Genomic DNA, 20111 nt, shown 5'->3' on the forward strand with positions numbered 1-20111 from the left:
TCTTTAGGAATTACATACACGTGGAAGCCTTTGCTCCAGGAGCATAAGGTCTGCAAGGACCATTGCAGTTATGGCTTCTAGAACCGGTGGTACACGTAAAGCAATGCAAAGATCGTGACGACCTTTTACAGAAAACTTTTCCAATGCACTGGTCTCCCAATTCCATGATTCCTGTTCTTTGGGAGTGGATGATGTGGGCTTAACAACCACCCTGAAAATTATATCATTACCATTACTGATGCCGCCCACAACGCCACCAGCATGATTTGTTACTGTATGGCCGGATGCGGTGTTTATTGCATCATTATGATCACTGCCAAACATGCTAGCTGCTTTAAACCCCGCTCCAAATTCGATGCCCTTGATGGCAGGAATGGAGAATGCCGCATGACTGATAAGAGATTCTACCGAGTTAAAAAAAGGCTCGCCCAAACCCAGAGGCACTCCTGTAACCTGGCATTCAACTATGCCACCAACTGAATCTTTGGCATCTATTGCTTTTTGTAAACCCTTGTCAATGTCTTTTTCACCTGCTACTTCTATAATTTTTGCTGAAACAGTTATGCCACCTAATATTTTTTTGGCTACCACTCCTGCCGCAACCAGGCAAACAGTCAGCCTTCCACTAAAATGACCACCGCCTCTGAAATCCTCAAAGCCACCATATTTTTCATGAGCTACAAAATCGGCATGTCCCGGACGGGGTATTGCTCTTTGCTTTTCATAGTCGCCTGACCGGGTATTTTTATTTTCGAATAATATAGTTAATGGAGCACCAGTGGTTTTATTATTAAATACACCTGTAATAAAAATGGGTATGTCATCTTCTTTCCTGGGAGTAGTACCTTTTTGCAAACCTCCTTTTCTTCTTTCGATATCAGTTACAAAATCTTCCTCATTTATTGGGAGGCCTGCCGGAACTCCATCAATGGTAATACCTACAGAGGGACCGTGTGACTCACCGAAAATTGACGACCTGAATATTTGTCCAAAGGTGTTCATGCAATGAAATTAAAGAGGTTTAGGTTATAGAAGCTTGTATAGAACGAAGATCATTATAAAAGCCGGGATAGGATTTATTTACAGCATCAGCATTATCAATAACTACCTCACCGTTAGCTGCTAATGCGGCAACTGCACAAGCCATTGCAATCCTGTGATCATGGTGAGAATGAGTGACCGCCCCATTTACTCCGGTTCCACCTTTGATCAGCATGAGATCTTCCTGCAGTATGATTTCAATTCCCATTTTCCAAAATTCCTCCTGTAAGGTTACGGCGCGGTTACTTTCCTTGTGCGTAAGGCGGTGAACACCCTCTATGACAGAAGTACCATTGGCATATGCTGCTAAACTTACCAGGGGTGGAAACAAGTCAGGACAATCAGTAGCATTAAAATGAAAAGGTTTCAAGGCGCTTTTACGTATTTCAATTTCAGATTCCCTGATGCTCATAGAAACATCCGCCTGCTGTAATGCCTGCAAAATGGCTTTATCAGCCTGGGTAGAGAAAAGATCCAAACCTTTCACCGTGATATTGCCGGCAATAGCGCCTGCAACCAGCAAAAAAGCTCCCCCACTCCAGTCGCCTTCTACATTATAATTGATCTCGTTATTGGGAAAGCTGGCAATTGACTGCATAGGGAAATAAAATTCTTCATACCGATTGTTCATGGGAACATGTAATCCAAAATCCGACATCACTTTTAATGTCAGTTCGATATAGGGTTTACTATTCAAATTCCTGACAGTAATAGTAATGTCACGTGCATTTGCTGCAGCATAAGCCATCAACAGTCCCGTAAGAAACTGGGATGATAAGGAGCCATCAACAGTAATATTCTCCGGCACCAGGGGGCCTTTGACAGTTAAGGGCAAAAGTCCATTATTTGAGCTTGTCTCTACGTGAAGTTTTGGTAACACCTCACTAAAAAATGATAAGGGTCTTTTCAATAAACTTCCCTTCCCGGTGATGGTAATGGGCTTATTGCTTAATGCTGCTATGGGGGTAAACATGCGAACAGACAATCCACTTTCACCACAATTAATACTTCCTGAAACAGGGTCAACACCCTTACTATTTATGATAATAGTGGCTCCTGATCTTTCAACAGTAGCACCCAATTGTTTAATAATATCCAGTGCTGCATTGTCGTCTGCCGATATGCCGGGATTGTGTAAAATGGTCCTGCCTTTTTTGATCAGTGCAGCAGCGCAAGCCCTTTGCATGGCACTTTTGGAAGCTGGCGCCGTAACTATCCCGTTTAATGATCCTGGTTGTACAGTTATCCTCATTATAAAGTGCTATATAATTGATCTATGGAAATTTTTTCTATAACAGCCTTACCAATTTTCTCCAATAAAATAAAATTGATAGCGTTGTTTTCCTTTTTCTTATCCATCTTTAAAACGTTGATCACTTTCTCTTTATCAAATTGGGCATAGGTCGGAAGTCCATATTGTTGTAAGACGCCTGGAATACGTTCTGTGCTTTTACAACCATTTACTTTCCCTGAAAGATCAGAGGCGTAGGTCATACCAATAGAGATGGCCTGGCCATGAGAAAGTTCATATTGGTTTTCCAGGGCATGTCCAAGTGTATGTCCAAAATTCAGGAGTTTGCGGTCTCCTTTTTCAAATTCATCCTGCATTACTACCCTGGTCTTTATAAGAACATTCCTGCGAATAAGGCTGGATATTTCCTTTTTGCGTTTCATATAAAATGCCAGGTCATTTGATTCCAGGCTCCTGAACATAGCAGCATCTTTAATACAGGCATGTTTTATGATCTCTGCAAATCCATTTTGCCATTCCGGTTCGGGTAGAGAACTTAAAAACTGTAGATCCTGTAGAATAAATGATGGTTGCTTAATTGCCCCAACCATATTTTTATAAACGCCCACATCTATACCATTCTTGCCTCCTATGGAAGCATCAACAAGTGCCAACAAAGTGGTGGGAATGAATCCAAAGGAAATACCTCTCATGTAAATGGATGCAATATATCCTGTGAGGTCTGTTATCACTCCTCCTCCAACACCGATTAGCGTTGTCTGGCGGTCAGCACCCATTTCTATCAATTGTTCAATAACTGAATCCACCGTGCCCTGTATCTTAAATTCTTCACCAGTCTTTAAAACAATGGTATTCCAATTTTTAAACCTTTTAGAATGTGCAGCAAAAACATTTTCGTCTGTAAGTATAATGGAATTCTTTCTATCAACAATTTCCTTCAATTGACTCATACCAGACCCGAAAAAATAATTAACGGATGAAGTGCTGAAGCGGAATGTTTTCTTATCCATTAATCATTAAAGATTTTAGTTTGGTGTGTAATGCTTTCCAGGTGAACGGCATCAAAGTATTTAGTAATGAACTCTTTACTTAACCCTAATTTTTCTCCCTTTGTGCATGCTCTTTCCAGTATCTCATTCCATCTTTTCGTTTGAAGGATGGTAATATTATTCTCTTTTTTATAGGTAGCGATCTTTTCAGCGATTTTCATCCGCTGGCTTAATATAAACATCAACTCATCATCCAGGTGATTGATCTGTTGTCGTAATTTCTCAAGAGCAGCATGATATTCTTCTGATGCAACGTCTTCCTTTCTCCAAATAATCTCTTCCAGCATCACTGCCAATTGCTCCGGTGTTATTTGTTGTTTGGCATCGCTCCATGCGTTGTCAGGATCAATATGGGTTTCGATCATTAAACCATCATAGTCAAGGTCAATGGCTTTTTGTGCCACTTCCAACAAAATATCACGGCGACCGCAGATATGAGATGGATCATTAATGATCGGCAATTCCGGGTTCCGGCGTTTCATTTCAATGGCGAGGTGCCACATTGGGGCATTGCGGTATTCTGTATTGCCATAGGAAGAAAAGCCACGATGGATCAGGCCAATATCTTTGATACCTGCTTTGGCAACCCTTTCCACAGCACCTGTCCACAATTCCAGGTCAGGATTGATCGGGTTTTTGATCAAAACAGGAACATTAACACCCCGTAAAGCATCAGCCACTTCCTGAACGCTGAAAGGATTAACAGTGGTGCGGGCACCAAGCCACAATACATCTACATCAAAATGAAGTGCATCTTCAACCTGTTTAGCAGTTGCAACTTCAATGGCAGTAGGTATGCCTGTGATTTCCTTTGCTTTTTGCAACCAGGGAAGTCCTTTTGTTCCAATACCTTCAAAACTTCCAGGCCTGGTTCGTGGTTTCCAGATACCTGCCCGTAAAATATCCACTTTACCTGTTTTGGCAAGTCTTGAGGCTGTTTCAATCACCTGCTCTTCTGTTTCGGCGCTGCAGGGACCTGAGATGATCAATGGACGTTTATTCCATTTTTCTTTTACCAGGTCAGCATTTACTTTTTGTTGTGTTTGCATACTATAGTAATTTTTTAATGAATGGACTTATCAGGCCCCGGTTATTTTAGTATTCTTTTGATCTTATTGGCATTCTCTATCAACTCCTGTAAATAATCATAATTTTCCTTTTCCAGGCATGCTTTGAACTTTCTTAACTGGCTTAAATGTTCATTTAATACATCGAGGACATTTTCCCGGTTTTGCATCAAAACCGGTACCCACATGGCAGCATTACTTTTTGCCAAACGTACGGTACTTTCAAAACCGGCACTTGCCAACTCGAATATGGCATCCTCTTCCCTTTCTTTTTCCAGGACTGTATTAGCCAGTGCAAATGAAGTGATGTGGGAAATATGACTGATATAGGCAACATGCACATCATGTTCCGCTGCTGTCATATATACCAGGTGCATGCCCAATTTGCGGTACAGATGTTCTACTAATGCAACCGCATCATTGTCTGATCTTTCATGGTCACAGATGACGGTAGCTTTGCCAATAAAGGCGCCTTGCACGGCAGCCCCGGGACCGCTGTATTCTGTACCCCACATAGGATGCGTGGCAACAAACCGGCTACGCTTTGGATGACTGGACACGGCAGCTAATATCCCATTTTTTATAGAACCAACATCCATGATCACTTGCTGATCTACCATATTCAACATTGCAGGCAATAATTCTTCAACAGCATTTACAGGTATAGCAAGAATTACAAGGTCTGATTGACTTACTGCTTCTTCCCATCCGGTGATCTCATCAACAAGTCCAAGAGACAAAGCCAGGGCGGCATGTTCTTTATTAGATTCAACGCCGAGGATTTTTTCTGCCATTCCATTTTCCTTCAATGCAATGGCAAAAGAACCACCAATAAGTCCTGTACCAATTATAGAAACAATCATACTTTTTGCTCCTTTGTTTTTTTGATCCTTTCTATTGCCTCGGATATTTTTTCTTCTGCTGTGCACAGGCTGATCCTGATAAACTGATCTCCATTGTTACCAAAAATTCCACCGGGTGTAATGAATACACGTGCCTGATCCAATACCTGGTCACTTAATTGATATGCATTTTCAAAATGGCCTGGTATCCTTGCCCAAACAAACAGTCCGACCTGTTCTTTATCGTAAAAACAATTCAAATCATCTAACAGCTCATATACTTTTTGTCTCCGGACAGCATACACTTTATTTAACTGAGCATGCCAGTCTTCATCAAGTGTCAGGGCTTTGGCGGCTGCCATTTGGATAGGTTGAAACATACCACTATCCATATTACTTTTAAACCGAAGTATCTTTTCAATATTTTGAGCAGAGGCAGCAATTAATCCAACTCTCCATCCTGCCATGTTATGTGATTTGCTGAGGGAATTCAGTTCAATGGATACTTCTTTCGAACCAGGTATGCTCAATAAGCTTATTGGTGACTCATTGTTCAGAATAAAACTATAGGGATTGTCGTGGCAAATCAAAATGTCATTATTCATTCCGAATTTTACAAGCTTCTCGAAAAGCTCATGATTCGCAGGTTGTCCTGTAGGCATATGAGGATAATTGACCCACATAATTTTTACCTTGCTCAGGTCCCTGCTTTCCAATTCATTGAAATCGGGTTGCCATTGATTAGACTCCAACAGATCATACCCGAGGCAAACGCCTCCTGCCAATTGGGTAGCACTCCTGTAGGTTGGGTAGCCAGGATTTGGTATTAAAACCTGGTCCCCCTCATTTAAAAAGCTCATGCTGATGTGCATGATACCTTCCTTGGATCCAATCAATGGAAGTATCTCTGTATTTGGATCAAGGTGAACGGAATACCAACGCTGATACCAGTCGCCAAAAGCTTTACGTAAAGCAGGTATCCCTTTATAGTTTTGATAGCCATGAACATTTGGCTTTGAAGCTTCTTCCTGTAAGATCCGTATAACTTCAGGATGCGGGGGCATATCCGGGCTGCCAATACCCAGGTTAATGACATTTTCACCTTTTTGGTTTAATTCATCGATCTGGCGGAGCTTTTGAGAAAAATAATATTCTCCTATGCCATTTAATCTTTGAGCAATTTCAAGTTTCATACGCTTTTCTTTGCATTTCCATTTTTGTAGACCCCATAGATCTTTATGGCTTCAGTAATTTGCTGCATGCCATTTATTACAGCATTGAATTGTTCAATGGATTCAAATTCCATGTCTGCATGAAAATTATATTTCCAGTCACTACCCGGGATCGGGAAGCTTTGCAGTTTGCTTAAATTGATGCCGCCATTTGCTATGGTAGTTAAAACCCTGGCAAGGCTACCTTTGGAATGATCGGTTGAAAAACTGACAGAGGCTTTATCTGCATCCAGCTGATTCACGGCCTCCCTGTTCAGCACCAGGAACCTAGTATAATTATGCTTTTCAGTATGTATATTTTCTGCAAGGATGTCCAGTTCAAATAATTCGGCTGCTAATTTTCCGGCTATAGCTGCAGTATGTTTATTCTTATGCTGGTGAATTTTTTTGGCGCTTAAAGCGGTATCCTCTGTTTCTACCAGTTTCCAGTTATACTGCACCAGGTATTCGAGGCATTGCTGAATAGCCATGGGGTGTGAATGAACTTCGTGGATATCCTCGAGCGCCACTCCAGGATTAACCAACAAATGTTGCCTGATAGGCAGGTAAACTTCACCGGTAATTTTTAAGTTCGATTTTTGTAACAGATTATAATTTGGCAGTATACTGCCTGCAATAGAATTTTCAATGGCCATGATTCCAGCATCTGTTTGCCCGCTGGTTGTGAGGTCAATAACTTCCCTGAATGTAGCACAAGTGGCTACAGATATCTCTTTACCAAAAAACTGCCTTGCTGCTATCTGGTGGAAACTGCCTTCAAAACCTTGTATTGATACTTTCATAATCATACTGAAAACAAAAATCCCGACCATTTGGCCGGGATCTCTTATGCTGAATTGGTTTACTCATTTTCAACAAAAGCAGTCCCGGCTCCTACTAAAATAGAAGAAACTAAAATAGCAACCGTATGCTTTTGTAATTGTCATTGCCTGACAAATATAGAAATCATTTCAAAATGAACAAATTTTTTATCTGCGGACAGAATCAGCTTCATTCATTCGCAATCTTCTGCCTTTATATTTCTTTCCATCGATTGATTCGATCATTTTATTAGCTACCTGCTTATCAATTTCAATCCAGCTATTCATTTCCTTCATATCTATCCTGCCCAATACATCTTTAGACAGATCACTCATATCCAGAATAAATTGGAGGAAACTAGCCTTATAAAATCCATCCTTTGTTCCAAGGTTGATAAATAACCTGGTTGAGTTACCGCCCCCACTGAATTCCCTTCCCCTGGTATCGCGGCGTTTGTCTCCAAATCTTTCTCCACGTCCATCAGGTGCAGTTCTTGACCTATCATCTTTTCTTTCCCTTGTATTGAGATCTTCTGAATTCTCGTAGTATTTTAAGAACCTGTCAAATTCCAGTGCTGCCACTCTTTTAAGCACTTCATCCTTGCTCACATCCGCAAATTTTTCCTGGAGCATGGGCAGATAGGTTTCATAATCACCATGACTGATGTCTGTTTGCAATAGCTTATCCATGAAATAGAAGAATTGCTTCCTGCAAACATCTTTTCCAGAAGGAATTTCGAGTTTGTGGAAGGGCACCTGTACCATTCTCTCGATTTGTCTGATCCTGCCGGTTTCTCTTGAATGCACTATCGACATACAAACACCTGTCTTACCTGCTCTCCCTGTTCTACCGCTGCGGTGGGTATATACCTCAACATCATCAGGCAATTCAAAATTGATAACATGGGTGATACCCTGAACGTCAATACCCCTGGCAGCCACATCCGTGGCAATAAGGAGTTGCAAGGTTTTCTCCCTAAACTCATCCATAACTTTGTTGCGTTGGGCCTGTGTCAGGTCGCCATGTAAAGCATCAATATCGTATCCCTCACGGGTAAGCTTTTCTGCTATTTCCTGTGCATCAGCTTTTGTACGAGTAAATACAATCGCGTACATGCCCGGGTTAAAATCAATAAGTCTTTTCAATGCTTCATACCTATGTGAAGCAGTTGTAACAAAATATTGGTGATCCACATTCTTGTTCGCAGTATTCATCTTGCCGACAGTGATCTCCACCGGGGATTGCATGTACTTCTTACTTACCTTCCTGATCTCCGGAGGCATAGTGGCACTGAACAGCCAGGTGCTATCACGCTGAGGGGTATTCTGCAAAATAAATTCAATGTCTTCCTGGAATCCCATATTCAACATTTCATCTGCTTCGTCCAGGACAACATACTTTATCTGTTCGAGGTTGATGGCTTTCCTTTCTATCAGGTCAATCAACCTTCCAGGCGTAGCAACTATAATATGAACACCTCTACGGATATCCCTGATCTGCATGGAAATAGAAGCGCCACCGTAAACGGCTACAACATGAACGCCTGTCATATGTTTTTTGAACAATTCAATCTCGTTCACGATTTGCATGCACAATTCGCGGGTGGGACATATAATTAATGCCTGAGGATATTTTTCTTTAGATTCAATTAATTGCAATAATGGCAATCCAAAGGCTGCCGTTTTACCGGTTCCGGTTTGGGCTAAACCTATCAGGTCTTTAGTGCCGGATAACAAAACTGGTATGGCTTTTTCCTGGATGGGTGTTGGTTGGGTAAAACCTAGTTCACCTACAGACTTTAATAAGTTTTCCTGCAGGCCTAACTCTTCAAACGTACTCATATAAAAATTTGGGCAAAGGTAAATCACTCATAGCACAGATAATAAAGGAATTGTGCGATTTAAGGCAAACTATTCACAATTCTCCTTTAGAAAAACAGGGATGATTTCTTTTGATTTAGCATAATGGGAAAAAAGAAAGCCATCCCAAAACAGGATGGCTTTTCCAAGGATTGCTTGCCATATGAATTAGTTGATAACTACATCCGTGTTGGCAAAGCTTAACTACTCTTAGTGCTTTACTGTATCAGTAGCAGCATGAGTTGTATCTACTTTCACGGTAGTGGTAGTATCTACAGTTGTAACGGTAGTATCAGTTGTTAGAGGGGCTGTTGTTGTCGTTGTTGTTGAGTCTGTAGTTGTAGTGCTCTCGCTATTGCTTTTACAAGCAACTAGTGAACCAGCAATTACAATAATTCCAAGAACTTTTTTCATTGATATTATTTATGATTGTTTGATAATGACTGTTTATGGAAAAGAATCAATTCAATTATTATTTCTTAGTTGAATCGATCATTTCTTTTTTTGCATCCACTGAAGAATCGATCTTATCTTTCTTAACATCTACAGTAGAATCAATTTTATTCTTTGTTGCATCTGCAGAAGAATCAAGTTTATCCTTTTGCTCAGAAGCTACTGAATCCATAGTATCTTTTGCGTTATCTGCACTGTTGTTACATGCTGTTAATGCACCAGCTACTGCTAAAACCATGAAAATCTTTTTCATTCTTTTGTTTTTAAGGTTATTTATTATCTGCCTTTTTTGAAGCAGAATCTTTTTGATCAAGTTTATTTTCGATCTTTTGTTTTATTTCTTTGGCTTTTTCCTTGGTTGAGTCCCAAATTCTTTCTGCCGAGGTATCAAACTTTCTACCTATGGAATCGATTTTAATCCTGGTAGAACTTCCACTATCATTACATGCAGATAGAACAGAACCCAACACTATTACCACAAAACCAATTGTTTTCATATCTACGCTTGATAATGAGATTAATACCAATAATTAAAAAAGGTAACCCCCTAATTCAAAATATTTTTTTTATCACCTCGTTGGGTTACTATTTTTAGATTTTGGTATTAAATAGAGATAATTGAAAGCTGAGAATAACGAGAAGGCATTGCTCCAGGGTTTATCTAAAAGTGATAAAAAGGCTGTAGAAACAATATATAAGGATAATTTCAATATCGTTCAGGCATTGATTATCAATAACAATGGTACCGCAGACGATGCTAAAGATGTTTTCCAGGAGGCCATGATTGTGTTGTATGAAAAGGTTCAGTCCGGCTCTTTTGAATTGAATTGCCAGATCAAAACATTCATTTATTCAGTAAGCCGCAGAATCTGGTTGAAGAAGTTGATGCATCAAAACCGCTTTAATTTATTGGAAGGTCACGCTGAGATAGTCCCAGTGGATGAAGAAATGGATGACCATGAACAAAGGAACAATGAATACGGGATGATGGAAAAAGCGATGAATAATCTCGGGGAACCATGTAAAAGTTTATTAGAGGCTTTTTACATTCATAAAAGAACCATGACAGATATAGCAACTGGTTTTGGATACACAAATGCAGAAAATGCCAAAAACCAGAAGTATAAATGCCTGGTTCGCTTAAAAAGACTTTTCTTTTCTCAATATAAAAATGAGTCACTGTGATAGAAGATATTAAAATTCTGGAGGCTGTTGAACGTTACATTTCCGGGGAAATGACTCCTGATGAGCGGGTTTATTTCGAAGGATTGCGTAAGACCAACCCGGAAATCGACCAAATGGTGGTGGAACACACTTTCTTTCTTCAACAAATGAACAGGTTTGATGATATTAAGAATTTCAAGAACCTTTTAAATGAAAATCATATTCATCTGGCTGAAAAAGGACTCATTAAATCCCCTCGTTTAAAAGGAAAGGCCAAGGTTATTTATTTATACAATCGATATAAACGGGTGGCTGCTATTGCCGCATCTATCGCTGGTATTACTGCTTTAACCATGAGCGCTTTGGTTTGGTCCTTCTCACCAGGCAAACCAACACAGGAAGTGCAGGCTCTGAGAAGAGAATTGAAACAAAGCATTTCAAAGCTTGAGAATAAAAACCATGAACTCAACCAAAAGATTGACAATGTAAAAGACCAGGCGCAGGAAGTTATACAGACCCCAGCTATTACCTATAAAAGCGGCGGTACAGGTTTTTTACTGGATTCCAAAGGGTATATCGTTACCAATCAACACGTCATTGAAGATGCAAAACATATTGCTGTGCAGGACAATAATGGTGTGGATCTGAATGCGGTAGTTGTATATAGTGATCCTCAAAGAGACATTGCTATTTTAAAAATCACTGATAAACGCTATAAATCCCCAGGTTCCATTCCTTATTCCATAAAACGTTACGGTGGAGACATTGCTGAGCCAATTTACACACTTGGCTATCCGCGTAATGATATTGTTTATGGTGAAGGTTACCTTTCTGCTAAAACCGGTTACAATGGCGACACTTTAAGCTGCCAGATTACCGTACCGGCTAACAGGGGAAATAGCGGAAGTCCTATCCTCAATAAAAACGGTGAGATTATTGGTATATTAAGTGCCAAACAAAATACGGCTGAGGGTGCTGTTTTTGCTATTCATTCTAAATATATTCTTAATGCCCTTAATGAATTGCAAAAAGACACTTCCTTCAAAAACGTAAAAACCCCATCATCACCTGGCCTGAAAGGAGCTGATAGAATGCAACAGGTGAAGAAGATCTCTAATTTCGTTTTCATGGTGAAAGTTGATTAAGAGATATCATATAAAAGTAAAAGGTCCTGGCAAAAACCAGGACCTTTTACTTTGAAGATTAGTTATAATAAAATTATACACTGGAAGAAACGCTCCAAAGACTTTTTGGATAAGCACCTTTTTCAACCAGTTCACTCAAACTTTTTTGAACTACGGGTGCGTCTTCTTTATAGGTTACACCAAACCATTGTGAAGATGTAGGAATAACTTTTATGACGCCAAGATCCTTTTTAATAAACTGATCGGCAGAAAATGGGATAAGGTATTCTGATTTGGGATTATCTATATTCTCATCAAGAAAAGTTTTGAACCCAGCCTGGAGAAATGAAAATATGGAGGGATGAAAACACCAGAAATTCATTGATGCAATGGAATCTTCAGGTAAAGAATGTTTCTCTCCATTGGGATCCTCATAAACCATACTTCCATTTTCTCTATAGATCTTTAAACGTTCATTTATTGCCACCAGGTTGCTATGCTTATCAATCTCACAGACTCCCCGACTAACAGATCCGTTTTCAGAAAGTGTTTTGGCGAGTTCGTATCCTACGATAGCATATACATCTTCTTTGCACTCATTTTTTAAAAACCCGCAAGCTTTCTGAAATGCATCACTTCCATAAAAATCATCTGCATTTATTACAGCAAAAGGGCCATCAACTGCATCTTTTGCACACATAATGGCATGTGAAGTTCCCCATGGTTTTGTCCTGTTTTCCGGAACTTCATAACCCTCCAGGTATTTGTCCATTTCCTGGTACACATATTCTGTTTCTATCCGGCCATTGAGTTTGGGCTCAAATATTTCCTTGAAATCTTCAGCGAAATCTTCCCTGATAATAAATACAACTTTTTGGAATCCGGCCTTTATAGCGTCATAAATTGAATAATCCATAATGGTTTCACCGCTGGGGCCAAACTGTTGGATCTGTTTCATACTTCCATATCTTGATGCCATTCCGGCGGCCATTATAACTAATGTAGGTTTCATAAATGATTTTTAAATCGGGCCCGAAATTAAATAAATTAGAATTTTGACTGATAATGAGTTTGATCCCCTTCCAAAAAAGTAAAGTCGGTCCGATTTCTATTAACTATAAATTTCATACCACGGTTGATGCTCTAAGGCTGGATGAGATCCACCCGGTTGTTTCCGGGAATAAATGGTTTAAGCTAAAAAATTATCTTCACGATGCAGTAAATCGCAACAAAAAAACGATCCTTACTTTTGGTGGCCCATATTCCAATCACATAGTGGCCACAGCTGCAGCCAGCCAATATTATAATTTAAAAAGTATTGGAATCATAAGAGGTGAAAGGCCAAAAAACCTTTCTCATACGCTTCAACAGGCTCTCGCGTATAATATGGAACTGTATTTTATTTCAAGAAGCGATTATAAAGCTAAAGTCATACCTGGTGAAGCTCTGGTTAACCTTGATCCAGGAGATGTATACATGGTGGATGAAGGAGGATTTGGAAAAATGGGAATGACAGGCGCTATGGAAATATTACAGGAATTAAATTGTAATATTTATACGCATATCCTGGCTGCAGTAGGAACAGGAACCATGCTTAGTGGTTTGATTGCTGCCGCCCTTCCGGGACAAAGCATCATTGGATTCCCGGTATTGCAGGATGACAGCCTGGAACTTAAAATCAATAGTTTGTTGCCAGGAAAAAAGCAAGGTTTCCAATTGATATATGATTACCATTTTGGAGGTTATGCCAAAACTTCTCCGGAATTGATTCAATTCATGAATGACTGGTATCAACAAACCGGTATACCTACAGATTTTGTTTATACAGGGAAATTATTTTATGGGGCAAATGATCTCCTGATGAAAAATTTTTTTCCAAAAGAAAGTAAGGTGCTGATCATTCATAGTGGTGGCTTACAGGGAAACCTGTCCCTCCCGAAGGGAACGTTAATATTTTAAGCTAAAAAGCGCCCTGCAATTATATTTGCATGGATTGTAAGGAAGAAAGCTAAAGTCTTATTATGATGCGTATTATTTGTCTGTATTTTTTACTGATATGTTCTGCTGGTTTTTCAACATTGTCCGCCCAGGATACCTTGCCTGGATTTACAGTGAAAAATGCCGGCAATAACCGGATCATCATAGGTTGGGTGAATAATTACCCTGTCACCAAACAGATTTCTGTTCAGCGATCTTTCGATAGTTTGAAAAATTATAAAACTATTCTAAGTGTGACAGATCCATCTGCCATTCAAAATGGATTTGCTGATACAAAAGCTCCTAATGATCATATGTTTTACCGCCTGTTCATCAACCTTGATAAAGGCGAATTTTTTGTTACAGCTCCAAGAAAACCTTTCATTGATTCTTCTATTGCCGTTGTGTCTCCCGTGGTTGAACCGGCCCGGAATAAAGAAACCATTGTCAACAAATCAATACCCAAAAAACCAGATTTTGTTCCCTCTTTTTATGTCTATACCAATAAGGATGGGTATGTTTTTATAAATCTACCCGATGCAGACCGGAAAAAATACCACATTAAATTCTTTGAGGAGAATGATGAACCGCTTTTTGAAATAAAGAATATTAAACAACCCGCTTTAACCCTGGATAAGACAAATTTCATCCATTCAGGATGGTTCAAATTTGAATTGTATAGTGATGAAAAACTTGTAGAAAAAAACAAATTCTACCTTTCCAAGGAGTTTTGATTAGAAGCCATTTTCACTTTAAATACCTTCTCAAAGTTTTGTAAAATCTTTTCTTTTACAGAGGAAAGCTCTATTGCATGTCCCAATTCTGCTTTCATTGATGTCACTTGTTTATTCTGTATACCACAGGGTATAATATGATCAAAATATCCCAGGTCGGTATTCACATTCAAAGCAAAGCCATGCATAGTAATCCACCTGCTACACCTTACACCCATTGCGCAGATCTTACGTTCTTTACCTTTTATAAAACTATCTATCCAAACCCCCGTTTCGCCCGTTGACCTTTCACCGGTTATACCAAAATCTTTCAGGGTAAGTATGATTACTTCCTCCAGTTCACGTAGGTAACGTCCAATATCTGTATAGAAATTTTCAAGATCCAGAATAGGATACCCAACTATTTGTTCAGGGCCGTGAAAGGTTATATCCCCACCCCTGTTGGTGTGAAAAAACTGTATGCCCCTGGCATTTCGCTCTTCTTCACTGATCAGGATATGATCCATTTTGCCGCTTTTCCCTAAAGTATAGACGGGAGGATGTTCTACCAATAGTAAATAGTTGTTAGTGGGAATAACGGTATCACCATTTTTTTTAGACTTGGCCTCCAGGTTTCTTTTCAATAAATTTTCCTGGTAATCCCAGGCTTCCTTATAATTCATCTTCCCCAGGTCTCTGAATTCCACCATTTGAGTATCCATTACTCAAAAATACCAACTTTACACCCTTTATTTTTGCAGCATATGAGTACAGAGGCAATTGGTCCGGTAAACGACGACCAACAGGAAAGCAATGATGAACTGTATGAAAGGTTCACCTTTACTATTGACAAAGGCCAGGAGCCTTACCGGGTAGATAAATTTCTTATGAACCGGTTGGAAGGTGCTACCCGAAATAAACTACAGAGGGCTATCAATTCGGGGCTGGTGCTGGTGAATAATAAAGAAATCAAACAGAACTATAAAGTAAAACCTTACGATCAAATAGTTATCTATTCAGATCTTTCGCCTGAATCAACTGAAATTGTTCCGGAAAATATTCCGCTGAATATAGTTTTCGAAGATGATGACATTATTATCATCAACAAACCTGCCGGTATGGTGGTACACCCGGGAAGTGGAAACTATAATGGCACCTTGCTGAACGGCATTGCCTGGTACCTCCAACAAAAAATCCCTGATATTTCAGAAGAAGTCTTGCCAAGATTTGGTCTGGTTCACAGGATAGACAAAAATACCAGTGGCCTGTTGGTATTGGCTAAAAATGACAAAGCCATGCGACATTTGGCCAAGCAATTTTATGACCATACGGTCAAAAGAAAATACATGGCACTGGTCTGGGGTGATGTGCAAGATGATTCAGGAACTATTGTGGCTCATGTAGGACGCAACTTAAGACACAGGAAGCTGTTTGAGGCTTACCCTGAAGGAGACCATGGAAAAGAAGCTATTACGCACTATTCAGTATTAGAAAGATTTAATTATGTTACATTGGTACAGTGTATCCTGGAAACTGGACGAACACACCAGATACGTGTTCATATGAAACATATTGGGCACCCATTATTCAACGATGATTTTTATGGGGGCGATAAGATCGTGAAAGGTACCATCTTCAGTAAGTATAAACAATTTGTAGACAATTGTTTTATGATTTGTCAAAGACAGGCTTTACATGCCAAGACTCTTGGGTTTGTACATCCGGGCACAGGAAAAGAGGTCTTTTTTGAAACAGAGCTACCTGATGATATTAGCCAGGTTATAGAAAAATGGAGAAATTATGTGAAAACCATTAAAGATTAGAAAAAGAAATTTATTCTTTTTCAAAATCAAATAATGTGGCAGTGAATATGCCCCTTTCTCTTTTTTTGAATAGCACTTTCCAGTTTCCATTATACCTAAGAACCTGGGGAACCAGCCATTCACCAAATTTTGTCATTTCAACCTCCATGTGGACTTTAAAATCATATAAGGGAGTGTTATAGCTAAGATCATAATTGCGGGCTACGATCTCCATGGTTTTGGCATTGAACCAGGTAGTGATGTCGTCAAAAACGATTTTATCCCTATCCGAAGAACTCAGTTCATCCTTTGCCTTTATACTGAATACATAACAATTCTGGCCACTCATCTCCCCCATGTCGATTAGATAATTATAATATCGGGACATGCCAGGATCAAAAATATCCACTTTATCTCCCATGAATGGTATCCCGGGAATTTTCTTCCCGGGATCAAAAAACAACATCTTTAATTGCTCCTTATGCTTCTCTACTCCGGATTTGTTTTTTACTGACCTTTCAATACCATTTACGATATTGGATTCATTACAAACTTTTCCTTTGGTAAAAAAAAGACTTGAATACAATTCAGCTGTATAAAACGCCTTTATATCGCCATTCAACTTTTCCTGCAAAACTTCCATTTCCCTGCAATTATTAAAACGGCGTTGTTTTGTTTTACTGTACAGGGAAGCACTAACATTACCTGTTTTATCCAGCATCTTAATGTCATTGATAGATGTGTACCCTACAAGATGAAGATTTTTAAAAGCTTTATAAAAGCTGGAGTCATTTTTTACCCTTTGGAGAAAGTTCATCACATCCAGGTCATTACGGATCACCACCTCGCTCATTACAGTGATCTTGCTTAATATCTGGGCGTCAGAGGTATCAGTTTGTCCATAACAACTAGTGGTAAAACAACCGGAACAAATGGTGATACTACATATAATAAGCTTAGCAAAATTTACCATAATAGCAAATTAATGGACTGACCGGTGCGCCAAATGGCACATTATATTCCTATTGGAAATGGTATAGTTGGCCTATTTTGAGAATGACATTTTATAGTCAACCTTTATATTGCCTTTGGAAATATCATCAAGCTTTCTTTTCAAAAGCTTTCTTTTTAAAGGCGACAGGTAATCAATAAATAGTTTCCCGTCTATATGGTCATATTCATGAAGAATGATACGGGCTGTTACACCATTAAAAGTACGGGTATGCTTTTTAAAATTTTGATCCTGGTATTCAAGTGTAACTTCCTCGGCCCGGTAAATATCTTCCCTGATCTTAGGTATGCTTAAACAACCTTCATTATAAGACCAGTCATCACCGTGCTCTTCAATAATATGAGCATTGATGAATACCTGTTTAATGCCGGGAGCATCCGGGTAATTTTCTTCTTCCTTATCTTTTTCATCCATGTTGGAGAATATCTGGGCGCTATCCATGACAAACAACCTGATATCCCTTCCCACCTGTGGAGCAGCAAGTCCTACCCCATTACTGGCATACATGGTTTCCCACATATCCTCGATAAGTTTGTCAAGGTTAGGATAATTCTGATCAATATCATGACCTACTTTTCTTAAAATAGGATTACCATATGCTACAATAGGAAGAATCATTATTAAATATAATTTGGAATTCCTGCCCCGCAAAAATAAAGCAATGTTGTAAAGCTATGGTGGTCGAAAATCTTATTAAATCCTAAAGTTGGCTGGATTGCATGTATTCCTGCAATAGAATAGTTGCAGCTATTTCATCTATCCTACCCTTTTCCTGCCTTTGCTTTTTTCTTAGTCCCATGTCTATCATAGCTTGGGATGCCATTTTTGATGAAAACCTTTCATCAACTTCTTTAATAGGCGTGCCAGGAAAGAATTTTTTAAATGCAGTGATGAATTTTTGGACAAGTGGCGTAGCGTGCGTAGCAGAATCATCCCAATTCACAGGCATTCCAATGATAACCAATTCAACTTCTTCCTTTATAAAATATTCTTTTAAAAAACCAATCAGTTTTGGTGTTTCAACTGTGGTCAGGCCGGTAGCTATAATTTTAAGCGGATCGGAAACCGCCAGGCCACTTCTTTTACCACCATAATCTATTGAAAGTATTCTGCCCATTGAATTTCCTTATTACATCTTATTGAAGCGGAAAATAACCTTGGCTATATTATTTGATAAAAAGGTCACTTATTACAAATACAGCAAAAACTACGCTTGCTATACCATTCAGGGTCATAAAGGCCAGGTTCACCCTTCTAAGGTCATTGGGTTTCACTATTGAATGTTGATAAACCAGGCAAATGCCAAAAACCAAAACGCCCAGCCAGTACAACCATCCAAAGGCAGCCAATTTACCAGCCAGTACAACAGTTGACAGGCTTAAAAAATGCAATACTTCGGAAATTCTTAATCCGTTTTCTTTTCCCACCAGGGCTGGAATTGAATAAAGACTTTGTGATTGATCAAATTCTACGTCCTGTAAAGCATATATGATATCAAAACCACTTACCCAGAATAATACTGCGAAGGAAAATAGAATTGGCAACCAATGAAAACTGCCTGTTACTGCTAAATAGGCGCCTATTGGCGCTAAAGACAAACCCAAACCCAGGATAATATGACATAGTGCTGTAAAACGCTTGGTATAGCTATATCCCAACACCACCGCCAGGGCAACGGGTGAAAGGAAAAAACATACACGGTTTATAAAAAAGGTTGTGGCAATAAATAAAATACAATTGATAATGGTGAAAGCCAGGGCATTATTAGGTGTGATAATTCCTTTAGGAATTTCCCTTACGGCAGTTCTTGGATTCAAGGCATCCCATTTATGGTCAAGAAAACGGTTAAAAGCCATTGCAGCACTCCTGGCAAATACCATACATAGAATTACCAAAACCAATTTTACCAGTATGATTTTCCAGTCAATGAATAATGGAAAGATCCTGGTATGCCAACCCGGGACTATAGAAGTAAATTCAGCTAACCCTAAAAAAAAACCAATCAGGGCAAATGGCATCGCGAAAATGGTATGCGAAAATTTGACTAAAGAAAGATAATTTTTTACTTTATACATAATGAAGTCGCAAAGGTAATTTCAATTTTCACAGGTAAACAGCTGATTTGATTGGGTAGAAGATATGAGTAAAATCATTGTCTTATCCCGGAATTCCAGATTGTACCCTATTACGGACAAGTTCCCAAAGCACAACTCCGGCAGCAACAGAAACATTCAAGGAATGCTTCATTCCAAATTGAGGTATTTCCAGGCAACCGTCGCAGCTTTCAATAGTTGATTGCTCTACACCTGTCACTTCATTTCCAAAGACCACTGCAATCTTACCTTTGAGTTCAATTTCATTCAATTTTAAGCTGTTCACTGCCTGTTCCACGGCATAAATCGTATACCCCTCCTGCTTCAATTCCAATATTGCATCACTTATATGTTTAAAATGTTTCCAGGATACTGTTTCATCAGCACCCAAGGCTGTCTTTTTAATCTCTTTATGAGGTGGATGCGCAGTATAACCGCAGATATAAATAGCTTCCAGTAAAAAAGCATCCGCGGTTCGAAAAATACTTCCAACATTATATGCACTTCTGACATTTTCCAGAATAGCGATGATCGGCATTTTACTGGATTCCCTGAACTCTTCCACTGATTTGCGGTTCAATTCATCCATTGATAGTTTTCTTACCAAATTTTCCTGTTTTGCAGCAAAAG

At 39.2% G+C, this 20111-nt stretch carries 23 protein-coding genes; 5 read left to right on the forward strand and 18 right to left on the reverse strand.

The features are described from left to right. Nucleotides 1–3: 3 nt before the first annotated feature. The 11 genes from BP74_RS00490 to BP74_RS00540 all read right to left on the reverse strand — a co-directional run bounded on the left by BP74_RS00490 (nucleotide 4) and on the right by BP74_RS00540 (nucleotide 10093). Nucleotides 4–1002 (reverse strand): chorismate synthase, encoded by a 999-nt coding sequence (locus tag BP74_RS00490; RefSeq protein ID WP_496369948.1) that lies wholly within the window; start codon nucleotides 1000–1002, stop codon nucleotides 4–6. Nucleotides 1003–1021: 19 nt separating this feature from the next. Next, nucleotides 1022–2293: a 3-phosphoshikimate 1-carboxyvinyltransferase gene (gene aroA, locus BP74_RS00495; RefSeq protein WP_496369950.1), complete on the reverse strand. Its 1272-nt coding sequence runs from the start codon at nucleotides 2291–2293 to the stop codon at nucleotides 1022–1024. Then, nucleotides 2293–3303: a 3-dehydroquinate synthase gene (gene aroB, locus BP74_RS00500; protein ID WP_496369952.1), complete on the reverse strand. Its 1011-nt coding sequence runs from the start codon at nucleotides 3301–3303 to the stop codon at nucleotides 2293–2295. Before aroB ends, aroA begins: the two co-directional genes overlap by 1 nt. After that, on the reverse strand, nucleotides 3303–4391 hold the full coding sequence (locus BP74_RS00505) for a chorismate mutase (RefSeq protein WP_496369954.1): 1089 nt from the start codon (nucleotides 4389–4391) through the stop codon (nucleotides 3303–3305). Before BP74_RS00505 ends, aroB begins: the two co-directional genes overlap by 1 nt. Before the next feature lie 41 nt (nucleotides 4392–4432). After that, nucleotides 4433–5272, reverse strand: a complete 840-nt coding sequence (locus BP74_RS00510) for a prephenate dehydrogenase (RefSeq protein ID WP_496369956.1) — start codon at nucleotides 5270–5272, stop codon at nucleotides 4433–4435. Then, nucleotides 5269–6444, reverse strand: a complete 1176-nt coding sequence (locus tag BP74_RS00515; RefSeq protein ID WP_496369958.1) for a pyridoxal phosphate-dependent aminotransferase — start codon at nucleotides 6442–6444, stop codon at nucleotides 5269–5271. Before BP74_RS00515 ends, BP74_RS00510 begins: the two co-directional genes overlap by 4 nt. Continuing rightward, nucleotides 6441–7265 (reverse strand): prephenate dehydratase, encoded by an 825-nt coding sequence (locus BP74_RS00520; RefSeq protein ID WP_496369960.1) that lies wholly within the window; start codon nucleotides 7263–7265, stop codon nucleotides 6441–6443. Before BP74_RS00520 ends, BP74_RS00515 begins: the two co-directional genes overlap by 4 nt. Nucleotides 7266–7451: 186 nt before the next feature. Beyond that, nucleotides 7452–9125 (reverse strand): DEAD/DEAH box helicase, encoded by a 1674-nt coding sequence (locus BP74_RS00525; protein WP_496369962.1) that lies wholly within the window; start codon nucleotides 9123–9125, stop codon nucleotides 7452–7454. Nucleotides 9126–9353: 228 nt separating this feature from the next. Continuing rightward, nucleotides 9354–9557 (reverse strand): hypothetical protein, encoded by a 204-nt coding sequence (locus tag BP74_RS00530; RefSeq protein WP_496369964.1) that lies wholly within the window; start codon nucleotides 9555–9557, stop codon nucleotides 9354–9356. Nucleotides 9558–9615: 58 nt separating this feature from the next. Continuing rightward, nucleotides 9616–9849, reverse strand: coding sequence for a hypothetical protein (locus tag BP74_RS00535; RefSeq protein ID WP_496369966.1), 234 nt, complete (start codon nucleotides 9847–9849; stop codon nucleotides 9616–9618). A 16-nt stretch (nucleotides 9850–9865) separates the two neighbouring features. Beyond that, nucleotides 9866–10093 (reverse strand): hypothetical protein, encoded by a 228-nt coding sequence (locus BP74_RS00540; RefSeq protein ID WP_496369968.1) that lies wholly within the window; start codon nucleotides 10091–10093, stop codon nucleotides 9866–9868. Nucleotides 10094–10214: 121 nt separating this feature from the next. Here BP74_RS00540 and BP74_RS00545 point away from each other — a divergent pair, with 121 nt between their 5' ends. Then, nucleotides 10215–10781, forward strand: coding sequence for an RNA polymerase sigma factor (locus tag BP74_RS00545; RefSeq protein WP_496369970.1), 567 nt, complete (start codon nucleotides 10215–10217; stop codon nucleotides 10779–10781). Then, a complete protein-coding gene (locus BP74_RS00550) occupies nucleotides 10778–11905 on the forward strand; it encodes a S1C family serine protease (RefSeq protein ID WP_496369974.1) in 1128 nt (375 codons plus the stop codon). Before BP74_RS00545 ends, BP74_RS00550 begins: the two co-directional genes overlap by 4 nt. Before the next feature lie 73 nt (nucleotides 11906–11978). Here the strand turns inward: BP74_RS00550 and BP74_RS00555 are convergent, their stop codons facing one another. Next, complete coding sequence (locus BP74_RS00555) at nucleotides 11979–12896, reverse strand: sugar phosphate nucleotidyltransferase (RefSeq protein WP_496369977.1); 918 nt, start codon at nucleotides 12894–12896, stop codon at nucleotides 11979–11981. 53 nt (nucleotides 12897–12949) lie between these two features. On the opposite strand from BP74_RS00555, the gene BP74_RS00560 reads away from it, so the two are divergent. Next, a complete protein-coding gene (locus tag BP74_RS00560; RefSeq protein ID WP_496369978.1) occupies nucleotides 12950–13843 on the forward strand; it encodes a 1-aminocyclopropane-1-carboxylate deaminase/D-cysteine desulfhydrase in 894 nt (297 codons plus the stop codon). Nucleotides 13844–13905: 62 nt separating this feature from the next. Continuing rightward, complete coding sequence (locus tag BP74_RS00565) at nucleotides 13906–14595, forward strand: hypothetical protein (RefSeq protein ID WP_496369980.1); 690 nt, start codon at nucleotides 13906–13908, stop codon at nucleotides 14593–14595. Here BP74_RS00565 and lipB read toward each other — a convergent pair. Beyond that, nucleotides 14574–15296 carry a lipoyl(octanoyl) transferase LipB gene (gene lipB, locus BP74_RS00570; RefSeq protein ID WP_496369981.1) on the reverse strand — a complete coding sequence of 241 codons (723 nt, stop codon included), beginning with the start codon at nucleotides 15294–15296 and terminating at the stop codon, nucleotides 14574–14576. The genes BP74_RS00565 and lipB overlap by 22 nt on opposite strands. Before the next feature lie 42 nt (nucleotides 15297–15338). On the opposite strand from lipB, the gene BP74_RS00575 reads away from it, so the two are divergent. After that, nucleotides 15339–16397, forward strand: a complete 1059-nt coding sequence (locus tag BP74_RS00575; protein ID WP_496369982.1) for an RluA family pseudouridine synthase — start codon at nucleotides 15339–15341, stop codon at nucleotides 16395–16397. A 10-nt stretch (nucleotides 16398–16407) separates the two neighbouring features. Here BP74_RS00575 and BP74_RS00580 read toward each other — a convergent pair whose 3' ends face one another. The 5 genes from BP74_RS00580 to BP74_RS00600 form a co-directional block, all read right to left on the reverse strand. Continuing rightward, nucleotides 16408–17349: a hypothetical protein gene (locus BP74_RS00580; protein ID WP_496369984.1), complete on the reverse strand. Its 942-nt coding sequence runs from the start codon at nucleotides 17347–17349 to the stop codon at nucleotides 16408–16410. Between the two features lie 72 nt (nucleotides 17350–17421). Beyond that, on the reverse strand, nucleotides 17422–18006 hold the full coding sequence (def, locus tag BP74_RS00585; RefSeq protein ID WP_496369986.1) for a peptide deformylase: 585 nt from the start codon (nucleotides 18004–18006) through the stop codon (nucleotides 17422–17424). 82 nt (nucleotides 18007–18088) lie between these two features. After that, nucleotides 18089–18505, reverse strand: a complete 417-nt coding sequence (gene ruvX / locus BP74_RS00590) for a Holliday junction resolvase RuvX (RefSeq protein WP_496369988.1) — start codon at nucleotides 18503–18505, stop codon at nucleotides 18089–18091. A 49-nt stretch (nucleotides 18506–18554) separates the two neighbouring features. Beyond that, nucleotides 18555–19463, reverse strand: a complete 909-nt coding sequence (locus BP74_RS00595) for a UbiA-like polyprenyltransferase (protein WP_496369990.1) — start codon at nucleotides 19461–19463, stop codon at nucleotides 18555–18557. Nucleotides 19464–19545: 82 nt separating this feature from the next. Then, nucleotides 19546–20088 carry an RNA methyltransferase gene (locus BP74_RS00600; protein WP_496369992.1) on the reverse strand — a complete coding sequence of 181 codons (543 nt, stop codon included), beginning with the start codon at nucleotides 20086–20088 and terminating at the stop codon, nucleotides 19546–19548. Nucleotides 20089–20111 lie beyond the last annotated feature (23 nt).

It is taken from the genome of Flavisolibacter ginsengiterrae DSM 18136, from assembly GCF_059568575.1.

What these genes read in the sequence shown, in the direction of transcription:
- BP74_RS00575 (WP_496369982.1), top strand. Translation starts at nt 15,339, where the DNA reads ATGAGTACAGAGGCAATTGGTCCGGTAAACGACGACCAACAGGAAAGC.
- BP74_RS00560 (WP_496369978.1), top strand. Translation starts at nt 12,950, where the DNA reads ATGAGTTTGATCCCCTTCCAAAAAAGTAAAGTCGGTCCGATTTCTATT.
- aroA (WP_496369950.1), bottom strand. Translation starts at nt 2,293, where the DNA reads ATGAGGATAACTGTACAACCAGGATCATTAAACGGGATAGTTACGGCG.
- BP74_RS00535 (WP_496369966.1), bottom strand. Translation starts at nt 9,849, where the DNA reads ATGAAAAAGATTTTCATGGTTTTAGCAGTAGCTGGTGCATTAACAGCA.
- BP74_RS00515 (WP_496369958.1), bottom strand. Translation starts at nt 6,444, where the DNA reads ATGAAACTTGAAATTGCTCAAAGATTAAATGGCATAGGAGAATATTAT.
- BP74_RS00520 (WP_496369960.1), bottom strand. Translation starts at nt 7,265, where the DNA reads ATGAAAGTATCAATACAAGGTTTTGAAGGCAGTTTCCACCAGATAGCA.
- BP74_RS00595 (WP_496369990.1), bottom strand. Translation starts at nt 19,463, where the DNA reads ATGTATAAAGTAAAAAATTATCTTTCTTTAGTCAAATTTTCGCATACC.
- BP74_RS00530 (WP_496369964.1), bottom strand. Translation starts at nt 9,557, where the DNA reads ATGAAAAAAGTTCTTGGAATTATTGTAATTGCTGGTTCACTAGTTGCT.
- BP74_RS00525 (WP_496369962.1), bottom strand. Translation starts at nt 9,125, where the DNA reads ATGAGTACGTTTGAAGAGTTAGGCCTGCAGGAAAACTTATTAAAGTCT.
- BP74_RS00565 (WP_496369980.1), top strand. Translation starts at nt 13,906, where the DNA reads ATGATGCGTATTATTTGTCTGTATTTTTTACTGATATGTTCTGCTGGT.
- BP74_RS00555 (WP_496369977.1), bottom strand. Translation starts at nt 12,896, where the DNA reads ATGAAACCTACATTAGTTATAATGGCCGCCGGAATGGCATCAAGATAT.
- BP74_RS00510 (WP_496369956.1), bottom strand. Translation starts at nt 5,272, where the DNA reads ATGATTGTTTCTATAATTGGTACAGGACTTATTGGTGGTTCTTTTGCC.
- BP74_RS00580 (WP_496369984.1), bottom strand. Translation starts at nt 17,349, where the DNA reads ATGGTAAATTTTGCTAAGCTTATTATATGTAGTATCACCATTTGTTCC.
- BP74_RS00540 (WP_496369968.1), bottom strand. Translation starts at nt 10,093, where the DNA reads ATGAAAACAATTGGTTTTGTGGTAATAGTGTTGGGTTCTGTTCTATCT.
- BP74_RS00490 (WP_496369948.1), bottom strand. Translation starts at nt 1,002, where the DNA reads ATGAACACCTTTGGACAAATATTCAGGTCGTCAATTTTCGGTGAGTCA.
- BP74_RS00505 (WP_496369954.1), bottom strand. Translation starts at nt 4,391, where the DNA reads ATGCAAACACAACAAAAAGTAAATGCTGACCTGGTAAAAGAAAAATGG.
- ruvX (WP_496369988.1), bottom strand. Translation starts at nt 18,505, where the DNA reads ATGGGCAGAATACTTTCAATAGATTATGGTGGTAAAAGAAGTGGCCTG.
- lipB (WP_496369981.1), bottom strand. Translation starts at nt 15,296, where the DNA reads ATGGATACTCAAATGGTGGAATTCAGAGACCTGGGGAAGATGAATTAT.
- aroB (WP_496369952.1), bottom strand. Translation starts at nt 3,303, where the DNA reads ATGGATAAGAAAACATTCCGCTTCAGCACTTCATCCGTTAATTATTTT.
- def (WP_496369986.1), bottom strand. Translation starts at nt 18,006, where the DNA reads ATGATTCTTCCTATTGTAGCATATGGTAATCCTATTTTAAGAAAAGTA.